Origin of the sequence: Mucilaginibacter sediminis (genome assembly GCF_051903035.1) — a bacterium.
Lineage (GTDB): Bacteria > Bacteroidota > Bacteroidia > Sphingobacteriales > Sphingobacteriaceae > Mucilaginibacter.
The window spans coordinates 1,358,723-1,374,378 of record NZ_CP170602.1 but is presented as its reverse complement, the minus strand read 5'-3'; the positions used below and the strand labels follow the sequence as shown (position 1 = coordinate 1,374,378).

Here is a 15,656-nt window from a genome sequence, read left to right as displayed (position 1 = left end):
AATGAACTGGAACGCTATTGTTATCATCATTTGCATTTTAATTACTGCTTTGGCGGTTTGGAAAGAGTACGTCCGGGCCAATCAATCGCGTTTGGTCTTACGGCTGCTTGCAAGTATAACGGCCACAATTGCGATAGCATGTATTGCTTTGCCTTTAACTTACCAGGTTGATGTAAATAAGCAGGACAAAAGGGAAGCGCTATTATTAACCGAAGGCTTTAGTGCTGATAGTGTGAGCAAGTATAATACGGAAAAAATATTCACCCTGAATAACACAATCAGCAAAAAGATTCCAAAGGCAATGCTGATCTATGATTTAGCGGATCTGAAAGCAGATTCGACAATTACACAAATACGGATCCTGGGCGATGGTTTGGACAAGGAAGAACTACAGCGACTGGATCATGTACCGGTAATATTCCGTCCTGCGGCTTTTAAACAAGGAATAACTGCGGTTAGTTGGAATGAACATCTAAAAGCAGGAGATGAGATTAACGTTGCCGGAACTTATAAAAACAGCCTGCCCGGAAAAATAAAACTGGTACTGAAGGGCTTAAGTACAGGGTTGGATTCGGTAATCATTCCACCGGACGAGGCCGGGCCTTTTAATTTAAGGAGCACGCCAAAAAATCAAGGTAAAAACGTCTATAAGTTATTGGCCATAGCCGGAACAGATACGCTCGAAAATGAAAATATCCCCGTACAAATTGAGCCGGCCAAGGCTTTGAACGTTTTAATGCTAATAGCATCGCCCGATTTTGAGAGCCGCTTTTTAAAGAACTGGCTTTCCGAGAGCGGATTTGCAGTGGCAGTCCGCTCAGCAATCAGTAAAGATAAATTCAACAAAGAGTTCATCAACCTGGATCAATTTCCGCTTGATCATTTATCGGCGTCGGTTTTTGGCAAGTTTGATGTGTTAATTGCCGACCTCTCCGTTTTGAAAACACTAAACGGGGTCGAGGCTGCCGCTTTACAACAGGAAGTTCTCCAAAAAGGCCTGGGGATAGTTATCCGGGCTGATAGTAGCTTAAAATCAAATTCGTGGCTGCAACGTGATTTTCCTTCTGACCGGCTGGCGGTGAAAGATCCTGCACCTGTATCGCTCAACATACAAGGCAAAACCGGTAATACAGCCAAATTGAATGCCGGAATGGTTTACCTGGCAAACCAGGCCAATACCCAATCATTGATTAGTGACGAGCATGGACATGTTTTAGCAGCCAATGCATTGGCCGGTGCCGGCAAATTGGTATTCACACCCCTGAATAATACATTCAGCTGGGTATTGAGTGGTGATAAAGCGGACTACTCTGCTTTATGGTCGTTATTGATTGCTAAGGCAGCACGGAAGGCTGCCACAACAGGATCATGGACAATAAAATCGGTTATACCAACATTATCAAATCCGGTTGAATTGCAGCTGGAGAGCGCGGTAGCGCCGCCGTTAATACAAATTGACAGCACGGTTATCTCCCCAATACAAAATAGCAAGCTCCCTTTTCAATGGACGGTTAACTATTGGCCAAAGACGGTTGGCTGGCAATCTGTAAAACAAAATAACGGGGCTTTAAACTGGTTTTATGTTTATAGTTATGATGACTGGAAAAATATAAGGGCGCTAAAAAAGCAAGCCGACACCAAAGCCTATGTTGCCAACAACGCGATTAATAGCAATGTAACGAAACAGATACACGAAAAAGCCACGATTGCTGTAAGTAAAATATATTTTTATGTTTTGCTGCTGATGGCTTGCGCTTTTTTATGGTTCGAGGCCAGGTTTCGGTAGTTATATAAGTAATAAAAGGAGGAAATATACTTTGAGAAGACGTGACTTTATCTATTTAACGGGTATGGGTGCCGGCGCTTTAATGCTGCCCGGTATGAATGCCCTCGGTAAAACAATCGATCCTATACAGGCGCTGGAAGGCGTTGATGTAAAGATCAAAAAAGAGCTGGCCGATGTGGCTTTAAACGCAGCCAAATCAAACGGTGCTACCTATGCCGATGTTAGGATTGGCCGCTACCTTAACCAGTTTGTGGTTACCCGCGAAAACAAGGTACTTAATGTGGCAAATACCGAATCGTACGGTATCGGTATCAGGGTTATAGCTAATGGTTGCTGGGGATTTGCAGCAACCAACGATGTAACTAAAGAGGGCATGGCCAAAACGGCCCTGAAAGCAGTTGCAGTCGCCAAAGCCAATGCCAAAATTGGAGGTGCGCCCGTAGAGCTTGCACCCCAAAAAGGTTATGGCGAAGTAAGCTGGAAAACCCCGCTTACCAAAAACGCATTTGAAGTACCCATCAAAGAAAAGGTTGATCTGTTGCTTAACGCCAACGGCGTGGCCATGGCAGGCGGGGCCAACTTTGTAAACTCGATCATGTTTGCCGTAAACGAGCAAAAATACTTTGCATCTACCGATGGTTCGTATATCGATCAGGATGTACATCGCTTATTCCCAAGTTTTACGGTAACCAAAATTGATCCTGCAGCCGGTTCATTTGAAACCCGCAGGTCATTAAGCTCGCCGGTTGGTATGGGATACGAGTATCTTGATCCGCTGGATAGCGAGAAAGTGGCTGGTATAACTACCCGCTACAAAAAACGTTATGACATGATTGAAGATATGAAGTTTGCTACCCAGCAGGCTGCCGATAAAATAAAAGCAAAATCGGTTGAGCCGGGCAAATATGACCTGGTGCTTGATCCTTCGCATTTATGGTTAACCATTCACGAATCTGTTGGCCACCCTACCGAGCTTGACCGCGTATTGGGCTACGAGGCTAACTTTGCCGGTACCAGCTTCCTTACATTGGACAAATGGAAATCGGGCAAGTTTAACTTTGGCAGCAAAGCCGTAAATATTGTGGCCGATAAAACCCAGGTGGGTTCATTAGGCGCTGTAGGTTATGATGATGAGGGTGTTAAGTGTAAAAAATGGGATATCATAAAAGAGGGCACCTTAGTTAACTACCAGGCCATCCGCGACCAGGCACATATCATCGGGCTTACTGAGTCGCAAGGCTGCTGTTACTCGCAAAGCTGGCAGGACGTACAATTCCAGCGTATGCCAAATATATCTTTGCAACCGGGCAAAACCCCATTGAGTGTTGATGAGATGATTAAAAACGTCGAGAAAGGTGTTTACATTATTGGCGATGGCTCATTCTCTATCGATCAGCAGCGCTATAACTTCCAGTTTGGCGGGCAGCTGTTTTATGAGATTAAAAATGGCAAAATAGCCGGGATGCTTAACGATGTTGCCTACCAGGCCAATACACAGGAGTTCTGGAATTCCTGTAGCCAGGTTTGCGATGAGCGCGACTACCGTTTAGGCGGGGCCTTTAATGACGGTAAAGGCCAGCCGGGCCAGTCAAGCGCGGTATCGCACGGATCATCAACCGCATTATTTAAGGGAGTGAATGTAATCAACACTAAAAGAAAAATCGGATAACTGAATTATGCCTATATTAAATAAAGAAGAAGCCCAGGCTTTACTAAAAAAGGTACTTGCCTATTCAAAAGCCGAGGAATGTGAGGTAAGTTTAAACGGCAGCGAAGGCGGTAATATCCGCACTGCTTTAAACGCGGTTTCAACAGCCGGCGATATCAGTACTATTGGATTGGCCGTAACATCGGTATTTGGCAAAAAAGCCGGTACCGCCACCATTGATGAATTTGACGATGCCGCCCTTGAAAGGGTGGTACGCCGGTCGGAGGAGCTGGCGCAGTTAGCACCGGCCAATCCCGAGTATATGCCGATGTTAGGTCCGCAAACTTTTGCAGAGGCCATCACCTTTAACGCCAACACTGCAGCCATAACGCCGGATACCCGCGCAGAAATGGTGGCCAAGAGCTTATCGGTTACTAAGGAAGCAAAATTGACAGCAGCCGGGTTCCTCGAGAATTCTACCAGTTTTAACGCCGTTATGAATTCTAAAGGCTTGTTTGCTTATAACAAAGGTAGCGATGTTACTTTCTCGGTTACTACACGTAACCAGGAAGGCACAGCATCTGGCTATGCGGCCAGGGGATTTACCGATGTAAGTAAGATGGATACTTTTTCGGCAACCAAATACGCCGCGGGTAAATGTTTAAGCTCGTCAGGTGCAAAAGCCATAGAGCCAGGTAAATATACTGTGATATTGGAACCCGTTGCGGCTACCTACCTATTGGAAAACATGTTCCGTTTTGATGCCCGGAGCGCGGAGGAAGGCCGTAGCTTTTTGAGCAAAAAGGGTGGGGGCACCCGCCTGGGTGAACAATTAATGGACCCAAAAGTAAATATCTACTCTGATCCCTTTAATCCCGACCTTCCATCAACCACATGGAGCGGCGAAGGCTTGCCGCGCGAAAAAACCAGCTGGATTGAAAAAGGCGTAGTTAAAAACTTAAGTTATAGCCGCTACTGGGCTGATAAAAAAGGTGTTAAGCCTTTGCCCGGGCCTGGCAATATCATTATGGATGGCGGCGATGCCAGCCTGGAAGACCTCATTAAAAGCACCGAACGAGGTATCCTGGTATCACGCCTGTGGTATATCCGCATGGTCGATCCGCAATCGCTGTTGTTAACAGGCCTAACCCGCGATGGTACGTTTTATATAGAGAATGGCAAAATCAAGTTCCCGGTTAAAAACTTCAGGTTTAACGAGAGCCCGGTTATTATGCTAAACAACCTGGAAGCATTGGGCAAGCAGGAGCGGAGCATCAGTGTAGAAAGCTACCGTAGTTACCTGATTCCTACGTTGAAGGTCAGGGACTTTACGTTTAGTTCACTATCAGATGCGGTTTAATACCCCGGATGATTACATCAACAAAGGAGCGGCTAAAAGTTGCTCCTTTGTCGATATTAATACTGCCACATATTGGCTATTCTTGCTCCCCCGAAACTGAATAGAAGGCATGCGGATGGAACCTGTCTGTAATTAACATTTGCTATTTACATTTATTCGTTGTTAAAGAGAATCAAGCCGCACTCATATTAAAAATTTGAGCGCTCTAAATTTCAAAGTCTTTGGTTGAATTTCAGACAAAGCTTCAAATAAATTATTTTCTGTAGCGGTCAGCAATTCTTTAATTAAAAGGCACCGACCCGTGGTTTGTCGGCGCTGTTAATCTGCCATTTAGCTACACGCTATTCAAAATTGAGTATATCGGATTTTATGAATAAGCAATTGCCAATCATTACATTTGCCTGGAGCAACGGCTGGTAACTAATAGTGATTAGCTTTATCGCCGGCAAAGCCAATATCACCTGTTAATTATGATTAAACATGAAATGTAAAAAGTGTAATTATGGCTTTATGGTTTTCTTTTGTTGTGCGCTTGCTGTATCTACCATTTGCTTGGGTCAGAAGAAAAAAGCAGCAGCAAAAACTGAAGAGACGGTCATTTTTTTTGATGACTTCGAGGGCAAAAAACTCAATCGCAATAAATGGAATACCGAAGTAACGGGTATGCATGTGAACAATGAACTGCAGGCTTATGTTGATACGGGTTCGACTGTGTTTTTGGTTAGTGGGGCAGCGGCGGAGGGCGCAAAAAAAGGTGCCTTGGTAATAAGGCCACAGTGGATACCTGGTTTTAAAACAAAAGACGGGCAAACTTTTGATTTCGTATCAGGCAGAATAAATACCCAAAATAAATTTGAATTTGCCTACGGAAAAGCCGAGGCCCGGATTAAACTAACTGAAGGTGCCGGCCTTTGGCCCGCCTGGTGGTTGTTAGGTAACGGCATGTGGCCCGCCTGTGGCGAAATTGACATTATGGAATACGTAGGCGAAAAGGATTGGGCCAGTGCCGCCGTGCATGGCCCTGGCTACAGCGGCGAAACACCATTTGTAAACCGCCAGTATTTTAGTGCAGGCAATGATGTTACCCAATGGCACATTTACGCTGTAGAATGGACGCCGGATGCCCTTTATTTTAAATACGATGGTAAACTGATGTTCAGGTTAAATAAAAAGATGACCGGGCATTACGGCAAATGGGCGTTTGATAACAAAAAATACCTCATCCTGAATTACGCCCTTGGCGGTGCTTACCCGGTAAAAATAAACGGCGTAACTATGCCTTACAATGGCATGCCGGCATCAACAGTAGATCTTATTAAGAAAAATAAAGCAAAAATGCTGGTTGATTGGGTTAAGGTAACTCAAAAAAAATAATTTTAAACAAAGTGTTTCTTGAATTTAGAACAGGCTTCGGTAGCCGCTTTTTTTGCTATTTTTAATTAAAAAGACAATTAGGCGATAAAAATGAAAATTTAAGCAGAAAATTTTACGAAGTACCAAACCATTTTGTTTGTTTTACGTATAAAGGTTGAGATTTAATTTCTATAAAAACAGTGTGGTAGGCTATGTTATTGGTTGTAAATAATTTACCGGTTTGAGGTTTTATTCAAACCGAACCTTATTATCATAAAGCTGAAACGAATAGATATTGAGGTTAATGAAGATCCGTCTACTTATTTTTATTTTTTTACTTATTTCGCTGCGTGGCTTTAGCCAGTCGTGCTCATTAACTGTTGCTATATCTTCTTCCGAACCGGGCATATGCGCGGGCAACACTATTGCTTTAACAGCTACTCCCTCTGGCGGCTCTGGCAATTATGATTACGCATGGAGCACGGGCGAAACCGTTAATCCAATTCACGTAAACAAAGCAGGCAACTATACGGTAACTGTTACCGACAAAACTTCGGGTTGCACGGCAAGCAAAACAATCACTGTAAACATTACGCCAACACCTGCTGCGCCGGTAGTAGCGGGTGGCGGCACGGTTTGCCAGGGCACAAGCGCCCATCTCCAGATTACTTCGGCTGGCGATAGTTTTCAATGGTACACACAAGCAGCAGGCGGCACCCCGTTTCATAACGGCAATAGCTATGATACACCTCCGGTTACCGGGTATACGGCCTACTATGTTGAAGCCACTACCGCTGGTTGCACAAGTTCACGAACCACGGTGTCTGTTAACGTTTTAAGCAAACCGGTAGCCCATAGTGTTAAAGCATGCGCGGGCAGTCCGGTTACCCTATCGGTAAGTAATGGTGATAATTATAGCTGGTATACCTCAAGTACCTCAACAAACGTGGTTAATACCGGACCAACGCTTACAATTGCGTCGTTGCAGCAATCGGTGAATTATTATGTTACTTCTACTGTTAACGGATGTACAAGCCAACGAACAGTTGTATCTGCAACTGTAACTTCGGCACCACAATCGCCCACGGTTACCAGCAATAATACTGTATGTTCTGGTTCGGTAATCACTTTACACGCTGACGCCCCAGCTGGCGTTGCCGATTGGTTTGATACCCCTACCGGCGGAACCCCATTAATATCAAGTCCTGATTATACAACCCCGCCGCTTACGGCTAACACCACTTATTATGTACAAAATACCATAAACGATTGCCAAAGCCCGCGTGTACCGGTTAACGTTACCGTAAACCCAATACCTGCCGCGCCCGCGCAACAAACTGTAAATAGTTGCTATAATAGCAGTGCACACCTAACTGCCGGTACAGATGGCACATACCAATGGTATGCAGATGCCGATGGAAAGCACTTTTTAAAACAAGGGCTTACCTACGATACACCGCCATTAACCCAGGATATTACTTACTATATTGTGGCTACTAATTCGGGTTGCAATAGTGCGCCCAGTCCTGTAAATGTAATCGTTGCGCCACCGGTTGCAGCGCCATCAGTTTTAAACCCACCTATTACCTGTAGTGGGTCGACTGCTGTAATCACGGCTACAGCGCCAGGAGGAACTTACCAATGGTTTGCAACCGCCACGGATAATAATCCCTTACCTGTTACCGAGAATGGGAAGTTTACCACGCCTGCCTTAACAGCAACTACTACCTATTACGTGCAAACAACCGTAGGGCAGTGCACAAGCAGCCGTACTGCTGTTAAGGTTGTTGTTTCAAGTCCTGTGGCCTCACCTGTGGCGCGCGATGCCAACATCTGCTCCGGAAACCAGGCAACGTTATCCGCAACCGGGCCAGCCGGGGATTATGCCTGGTTTGATAGCAGTAATAACCTTGTACAGGTCGGGCAAACATTTACTACCCCTGCATTAACGGCGTCTACAACATACACGGTACAGGTTACCGTTAATGGTTGCACCAGTGCACCTGTACCTGTAAAAGTGGTTGTTACACCATTACCGCAGTCACCTGTAGCGGGGCCCTCGCCTACAATCTGTCCCGGTAGCACTGCCAACCTTTCGGCCAGCGCAGCCGCGGGTGAGAGTATTGATTGGTTTGACGTTCCCTCTGGCGGTGTATCGCTGCACACAGGAAACACCTATACTACGCTGCCTTTATCGGCCGATAAAACCTACTATGTGCAAAGTACTTCTGGTACCTGCACCAGTACGCGCACCCCAATTACAGTTACCGTTGACAATAGCGGCACCTCATTTAAGTATTCGTCGGCAACCTATGCAACGACAGGCGAAAATCCAACCCCTGTAATTATCAATCCTTCCGGTAGCGATATATTCAGTGCGCCTCCGGGCCTGGTGTTTATAAGTACGACTACAGGGCAAATTAATGTCGGCGCCAGTACTCCGGGAACCTATAAAGTTGTGTTAACCGGCAGCGGTACTTGTTCCGGCACTTACTCAGGTAACGTAACTATCAGGGTTAATCCCCTTACTGCTTTTACGTATAATACCCCCATTTGTAAAACAGGAGCCAATCCTAAACCAGCATTTGCGCCGGGTGCCAGCGCCGGGGTTTTTACAGCTTCGCCCGCCGGACTAACTTTTGTAAACGATAAAACCGGCGAAATCAGTTTGGCAAATACCACCAAAGGCACATATACCATCACCAATACCATACCGCCCAGCGGCTCGTTTTCGGGCAGCTCATCATCTTTTAATATAACCATTGATGATGCCGTGACGGTAAGTGCAGGTGCCAATCAGAGTGTACCGCTAAATACACCGGCTACTTTAAATGGCAGTATTACCGGTGCTTCGGGAGGTACATGGTCTGGCGGGGCCGGCAAATTTTCAGATGTAAATGATCTTCACGCTGTTTATACTCCTGCAAATAATGAAAGCAAGGCTGTGCTTACTTTACTTTCAAACAAGCCGGCCGGCGCATGTAACGCGGCATCTGCAACGGTAACCATTTTTTTTAATACAGTACCACCGGCACCTACTGCCCAGGATGTCCAAATTTGCAAAGGCAGCAGCACCACATTAACCGCGACGGCTCCGGGCGGCACCTATAATTGGTTTACGACAGCAAGTGGCGGTTCATCAATAAAGCAAGGGGCAAGTTATACTACGCCAAGCCTTACCGCTACTACAACTTATTATGTTCAAACCACGGTAAATGGCCTTAACAGCCAGCGTAAAGCTGTAACAGTAACAGTTTACGATGCACCGCCAACGCCACAAACATCGGCCGATACAATCGTTATTTGTGCAGGTAGTACGGCAAAATTTGTTGCAAGCGGCTCAGCAGGAACCTACCAGTGGTTAAACGAAAGCGGACAACTCGTAAACATCGGCGGTACTTTTACAACGTCGTCATTAAATACAAGTACGTTTTATAATGTACAGGCTGCGGTTGGGCAATGTGTAAGCGCCATGAAAAAGGTAGTTGTTATAGTTAACCCAACACCTTATATTACAAGTAGCTCAAGTGGTTTTACCTGTAGTGGCAATCCTTTAAATTATACTATAACCGCTAACCTGCCAACGGCTACTTTCAGTTGGGGGCGGGCGGCTGTTGCTGGTATTAGTAACCCGGCGGTGTCAAATCAGACCAATACTTTGATTTCAGAAACGTTAATAAATACTACGGCCAATCCTATCAATGTAACTTACACAATTACTCCAATAAATGGCACCTGCCCTGGTACGCCCATTAAGTATGTTGTTACAGTTTACCCTACGCCGGTGATAACCAAATCGCCAAAAAGTTCAATATGTAATGGTACCTCTGCCAATTACAATATAAAGTTTAATACAGCCAACACCTCGTTTAGATGGAGCAGGGCAGCCGTGGCAGGTATTACCAATAACGCGGTAAGCGGCCAGGCCTCTAATGTGATCAGGGAGGTGTTATATAATACCAATACCACCCCGATTGATGTTGTTTACACCATTAATTACAAAACAAACGACTGTGATGGCGAACCTTTTAACTGGGTTGTAACCGTTAACCCTGCACTTAATATTACCAGTGATACAGTTTCATTGGCTTGTAATAAAACGCCGCAAAACTACGCCATTACATCCAATGTGCCTACTGCAACCTTTAGTTGGACCCGTGCAGCGGTACCGGGTATCAGTAACCCGGCAGCCACGGGTACCGGCCCCATTATTGATGAAGCTTTAACAAACACAACAACAGCTCCCGTCAGCGTTAACTATATTATTACGCCATCAGCGTATGGTTGCGATGGGGTGCCGTTTACTCATACCGTAAATGTTAACACCAAGCCTAATGTACCGCAGGCAAACAGTAACTCGCCGGTGTGCCTTGGCAATACTATTAATTTGCGTACTCCTTCTTTAGCAGGTGCCACATATATGTGGACAGGACCTAATAATTTTTCCTCAACATCACAAAACCCGGATATTCCGGCTACTGTTGAAAGTGCTGGTACCTATAACTTATTTGTCACCGTGGCCGGTTGTACAAGCGATGCCGGAGTTACCACGGTACAGGTAAATCAGCCACCTGTTGCTACGGCCACAGGCCCCCAACTGGTGTGTAGTAATGTAACGTCTATCGCTCTTAAAGGTTCGGTTACCGGGGGGACTACAACAGGTATCTGGTCGTCAAGTAATCCTAAAGGAAGGTTTTTGCCATCGTCAACCTCTGTTGATAATGTGCAGTATATCCCCTCGGCCGACGAAAAGGCCTCAGGCAGTGTCACTATAACCCTGTCATCTACCAGTAAAGACGATTGCACCATCTCTACTTCGGTACTCAATATCAGGTACGGGCAGGAGCCAGGCGCCGATGCCGGTAAAAACCAAAATGTTTGCTCGCAAGATCAGTTTGTGCAATTGGCCGGCAAAGTACTTGTGCCCGGCGGTACAGGTTTTTGGAGCACTGCTACCGGCGACGGTCAGTTTCATTCGGGAAACCAGCCAAATGCCACATATTCGCCGGGGGTTAACGATCTGAAAAAAGGATCGGTTATGCTGACCTTTAATGTAGATAATTCCGGCCAGTGCTATACGCCGTCTGATTCGGTTAAAATAACATTCTTTGGTCCGCCGGAGCTTACCACCGAGAAGATAAGATATGTTTTAAGGGATAAAACGATCACGCTGCACCCATCTGTAAATGACGAATCTGTGAGCTACTTATGGTCGCCAAATTATAATATCAGTGATATTCATGCTAAAAATCCGGTTATAACAGGAAGCGTTGATACCACCTATACACTAACTATTACCGATAGTTTAGGTTGTATTACCACCGGCACCACACATATTGTTGTATCGCCGTCGTTATCGGTATCCAACGCATTTTCGCCCAACGGCGATGGTACGAATGATACCTGGGAAATAACCGGACTGGTAGCCTATGAAAACTCCACGGTTGATGTGTTTAACCGTTACGGTACCCTTATATTCCATTCCAAAGGCTATGGTGTACCCTGGGATGGTAAATCAAACGGGCAACCCGTGCCGGTTGGGGTTTATTACTTTATTGTGGATACCAAACTTAACGGGCAACGGTTTACGGGTTATGTGACTGTTTTGAGATAGTCACTGGTCATTTGCTTCGCGTCATTAGTCATTGGTCAATAGTTATTACGGCGTAAAACCGGCAACTCGCCACCCGCATCACGCAACCGAATCAACCTAAAATTCCCAGCAAATCTGTTTTTGACATTGATTGTAAAAACGAGCTATCTGTATTAACCAAATTATCGGCCAGGCTTCGTTTAAAGTCCTGCATCTGCATAATTTTTTCTTCTACGGTATCGGGGCAAATCATCCTTACAGCTACTACGTGTTTGCTTTGACCTATCCGGTGCGAGCGGTCGATGGCCTGGTTTTCAACGGCGGGGTTCCACCAGGGGTCTACAATATACACGTAATCGGCTTCGGTTAAATTAAGGCCGGTACCGCCGGCTTTCATGCTGATAAGAAATACGCTGATTTTTGGATTATTTTGAAACTCATTTACAACAGCCTCCCGGTTGCGGGTGCTGCCCGTGAGCCAGCAAAATTCAATTTTACGACTCAACAACTCTTTCCTGATCAGTTCCAGCATCGATACAAACTGCGAAAATACCAGTATTTTATGCTGATGCTGTTTGCTTTCAATTTGCTCAATGAGCATCTCTATCTTGGCGGATTCTGAGCCGGGTGGCTTTTCTCCATCAATCAATAACGGCGAGTCGCAGATCTGCCTTAATTTGGTTAATCCTTTAAGCACGTTCATCGGTGTCTTCCTTAGTTCGTCGCTGGTTGTGGCCGAGATGTATTCGCGGAATTCCTTTTCATAGGCATCATAAATTTTGCGTTGTTGTTCCTTCATTTCGCAATAAAGTACCATCTCGGTTTTTTCGGGTAATTCGGCAGCTACCTGTTGCTTTGTACGGCGCAAAACAAAGGGCTTTATTTTATGCTGCAATTCGGCCGCGCGCTTATGGCTCTTGAATTTATCAATGGGTACGGCATAAATATCTTTAAAATACTGTTTGGTACCCAACAAACCCGGGCAGGCAAATGAAAGCTGACCGTAAATATCAAAGGTGTTATTTTCGATGGGAGTGCCTGTAATGGCGATCCGGTTGCGCGATTTTAGCAGGCGTACCGCTTTGTACCTTTGCGAATCGGGATTTTTTATCTGTTGCGATTCGTCCAGAAAAACGTAGTTAAACTGATAGTGCTTTAAAAAGCCAATATCGGCAAGCAGCGTGCCGTACGATGTCAGGATAATTTCATAACCGTCAAACTCTGAAGTGTTTTTTATCCTGTCGGCCCCGTAAATGGTATGCATCCTGATGGACGGGGCAAACTTTTTCACTTCAGCCTGCCAGTTAAATATGATAGATGTGGGCACCACCAGCAAATTGGTATTCCGATCTCTTTTGTTGCGTTGCGATAATATGAAGGCGATAATCTGCATGGTTTTGCCCAACCCCATATCATCGGCAAGGCATCCGCCAAAATTAAAATCATCTAAAAAGTTAAGCCAGTTTAACCCTTGTTGCTGGTAAGGGCGAAGTGTCGTCTTCAGGTCGGCTGATACTTCCACATGTGTTATCTTATCAAAATCAGCTAACTTTTCACGGTAGGTAAATAACTCGGCCTTAACCTCCTCATCCATCACTTGCTGATCAAACAATTCATCAATTGCAGCGTAATTGATTTTATGGATGCTTAAAATATCTTCATCAGTAACCTCGCCGGCATTAAAGTATTTAGTAAATCTTTCAATCCACTCCAACGGCAAAATACCCACCGTGCCATCATCCAGCTGCACGTATTTACTTTTGTTACGCACTGCTTTTTGCACGCGTTTTAATGAAGTTTTGGTTTTGCCAAAGCGGATACCAATTTCGGTATTAAACCAGTTGATGCCGCTAAGCACCCTTATTGTAATATTTACTTTGTTGGCATTAAGCTTGTTGCCTTCCAGCTCGTTAAAACCTAAAACAGTAATACCATGCTGCCGCCAATCCTCAAATACGTTTAAAAACCATTCTTCCTGCAAAAAATGTCTTTTATGCAGGTAAAAATAATGCAGGTCGTTATCCAGTTGTTCATCAAAGTAAGGGTGTTGCCTTACCAATAGGGCTGTCAGGGCTATCTCGGCCTCGTCATCGCGTTTTACAATAAATTCGTTGCCTTTATGGTCAACCCCATGAATGGTGCGCTTAGTACGCACAGGTACTTCAGCTTCGCCATAACGCATCACCGGGATAATCATCACATGACTGCCAAAGTCCGACAGGTAAATGATCTGCTCTGTTTCGGCGGTAAATCCCTGTTGCTTTAACTGGGCCTGTGTAGCTGGCTTTATATGCTGATAGGCAATCGTAATCCTGTCTTCCAGCTTGGTAAGCAATTGTGCTTTAAACTCTTTGTATTTGGAGTGATGGATGAGCAGGTTCTCGGGTCGTTTACGCATCAGGTCGATAATGCCCAGCAATTGAATATTATCGGCCAGGTAAAGCTTATCCTTTACCGAAATAAAATAGCTAAACCTAATGCCCATATCTTTAAGCTGATGTGCCTCGCCATCAATTATAAGCTGGCCCGAAAATTCATAAAACGGCCCCTGCGGTTTTATATTCAGGCTAATGTTTTGCGGTAATAGCCCAACCTTAACAGGTACTATAGATGATGCTGTGATATTGTCGGATACCTGGCTGTTGTGGTAATAAAAATCATACTTCAGCGGGTTTTTAATAATTGCCCTTAAGGCCAGAATATCGGCTGCCGACCGTTTGCTATTAATGTGGTTCTGAAATTTATTGATGCCTGTAAAAAACTTTAGCTGCTCATGGTCGTCCGTACTCCAGATCTGGTCTAAAGGATTCACCAGAGTCAGCGGGTTTTTAATTTTACCCTCTTTGGTGATTGTGGAGCTGTACAGCTCCACAAAAAGGTATTTATAATATTTGTGCTGTTTTAACACAATACATATGGATTGGCCGGTATCTCCGTCGGCCTTATCAGTAATTGCCGCATCAGCGGGCAGCAACATTTCGCCGTATTGGGCCAGGCTATCTTTAGTAACCGGTATAAGCGAGGGCAACCTTGGGACAATAACCGATTGCTTATCTATATACGTCACTTTAAAAAAAGCATCCAGGTCGGGTTCGTTTTCCAGGCCATAATCAATGGCCGCCTTTCTTATTTTTTCGTCCCTTAACCGGCTATCAAAGTATATGCGCAGATCATTTTTTTTAATAACGGCGGTAAGCACCAGCGTTTGGTGTTCGCAAAGCAGGCCATGGCTGGCGGTGCAGCCACAGGTTAATAAAAGTTGCTGATTATTTTGAACCACGGTAACTTGCGGAAAGTTAACGGCATCAAATTCGTGGTAAAATACGCCGCTGTTAATTTCAATAACCTCGGGAACAATGTGTTTATAATAGGCTGGATGATTATCATATCCACCGCCCGACCGTTGGAGTATGGCGGTTTCGGTAATGGCCGCAAAGGGTAAATCTAAAATATAAGTATGGCCTCCAGGTTCATCTTCCTCATAAATAGCTGCTGTATCCACTTATATCCCTTTTGTTGTGTTTTGGGTAAATATCTTAAGAATTGGGCAGACTAACCAAGTTGGGTAAAGAAAATATTTATGGGGCCCTAAATCGGTTTCTGTTAATTGCAGGTTAGCTATTATTTGTAAAAGAGGCAAATTGAAATAAAAAATATAATCTCTATAGAATTAGTAGTTTATTGGAATTAATTTATATTTGCAATGTAAAAATACCACCATGATCACTTTTTTTAATCCTGAAACAGGGTTTAATAAATTCTCTTCTGTCATTCCGCAACAGCTTGCGTGCTGTTGTTGCTGTTGTTGTTAATCAGGCAATATCCTATTGCTTTTTGATGCTTAATTTTTTGCCTTCCGGAAGAGGTGCGTGGCACTCAAAATTACATGCAACATTCATTTCATGCTTTAAGCCTG

At 44.7% G+C, this 15,656-nt stretch carries 6 protein-coding genes; 5 read left to right on the top strand and 1 reads right to left on the bottom strand.

Annotated features, from left to right (window positions below):
- The first annotated feature begins 1 nt into the window (after position 1).
- The 5 genes from ACFGVS_RS05365 (at position 2) to ACFGVS_RS05345 (ending at position 11,761) form a co-directional block, all read left to right on the top strand.
- The gene (locus ACFGVS_RS05365) at positions 2 to 1,786 is read left to right on the top strand and encodes a hypothetical protein (RefSeq protein WP_439697777.1); all 1,785 of its coding nucleotides are present in this window, start codon (positions 2 to 4) and stop codon (positions 1,784 to 1,786) included.
- Between the two features lie 31 nt (positions 1,787 to 1,817).
- Positions 1,818 to 3,455, top strand: a complete 1,638-nt coding sequence (locus tag ACFGVS_RS05360; RefSeq protein WP_439697776.1) for a TldD/PmbA family protein — start codon at positions 1,818 to 1,820, stop codon at positions 3,453 to 3,455.
- Positions 3,456 to 3,462: 7 nt separating this feature from the next.
- Positions 3,463 to 4,794, top strand: coding sequence for a TldD/PmbA family protein (locus tag ACFGVS_RS05355; RefSeq protein WP_274213161.1), 1,332 nt, complete (start codon positions 3,463 to 3,465; stop codon positions 4,792 to 4,794).
- A 480-nt stretch (positions 4,795 to 5,274) separates the two neighbouring features.
- Positions 5,275 to 6,168: a glycoside hydrolase family 16 protein gene (locus ACFGVS_RS05350; protein ID WP_439697775.1), complete on the top strand. Its 894-nt coding sequence runs from the start codon at positions 5,275 to 5,277 to the stop codon at positions 6,166 to 6,168.
- A gap of 283 nt (positions 6,169 to 6,451) precedes the next feature.
- Positions 6,452 to 11,761, top strand: coding sequence for a PKD-like domain-containing protein (locus tag ACFGVS_RS05345; RefSeq protein ID WP_439697774.1), 5,310 nt, complete (start codon positions 6,452 to 6,454; stop codon positions 11,759 to 11,761).
- Between the two features lie 91 nt (positions 11,762 to 11,852).
- On the opposite strand, the gene ACFGVS_RS05340 is transcribed toward ACFGVS_RS05345, so the two are convergent.
- Positions 11,853 to 15,242 carry a DEAD/DEAH box helicase gene (locus ACFGVS_RS05340; RefSeq protein ID WP_439697773.1) on the bottom strand — a complete coding sequence of 1,130 codons (3,390 nt, stop codon included), beginning with the start codon at positions 15,240 to 15,242 and terminating at the stop codon, positions 11,853 to 11,855.
- Positions 15,243 to 15,656 lie beyond the last annotated feature (414 nt).

Excerpts from the sequence above, each read along its gene's own strand:
- ACFGVS_RS05355 (WP_274213161.1), top strand. The coding sequence starts at position 3,463 with ATGCCTATATTAAATAAAGAAGAAGCCCAGGCTTTACTAAAAAAGGTA.
- ACFGVS_RS05350 (WP_439697775.1), top strand. The coding sequence starts at position 5,275 with ATGAAATGTAAAAAGTGTAATTATGGCTTTATGGTTTTCTTTTGTTGT.
- ACFGVS_RS05345 (WP_439697774.1), top strand. The coding sequence starts at position 6,452 with ATGAAGATCCGTCTACTTATTTTTATTTTTTTACTTATTTCGCTGCGT.
- ACFGVS_RS05365 (WP_439697777.1), top strand. The coding sequence starts at position 2 with ATGAACTGGAACGCTATTGTTATCATCATTTGCATTTTAATTACTGCT.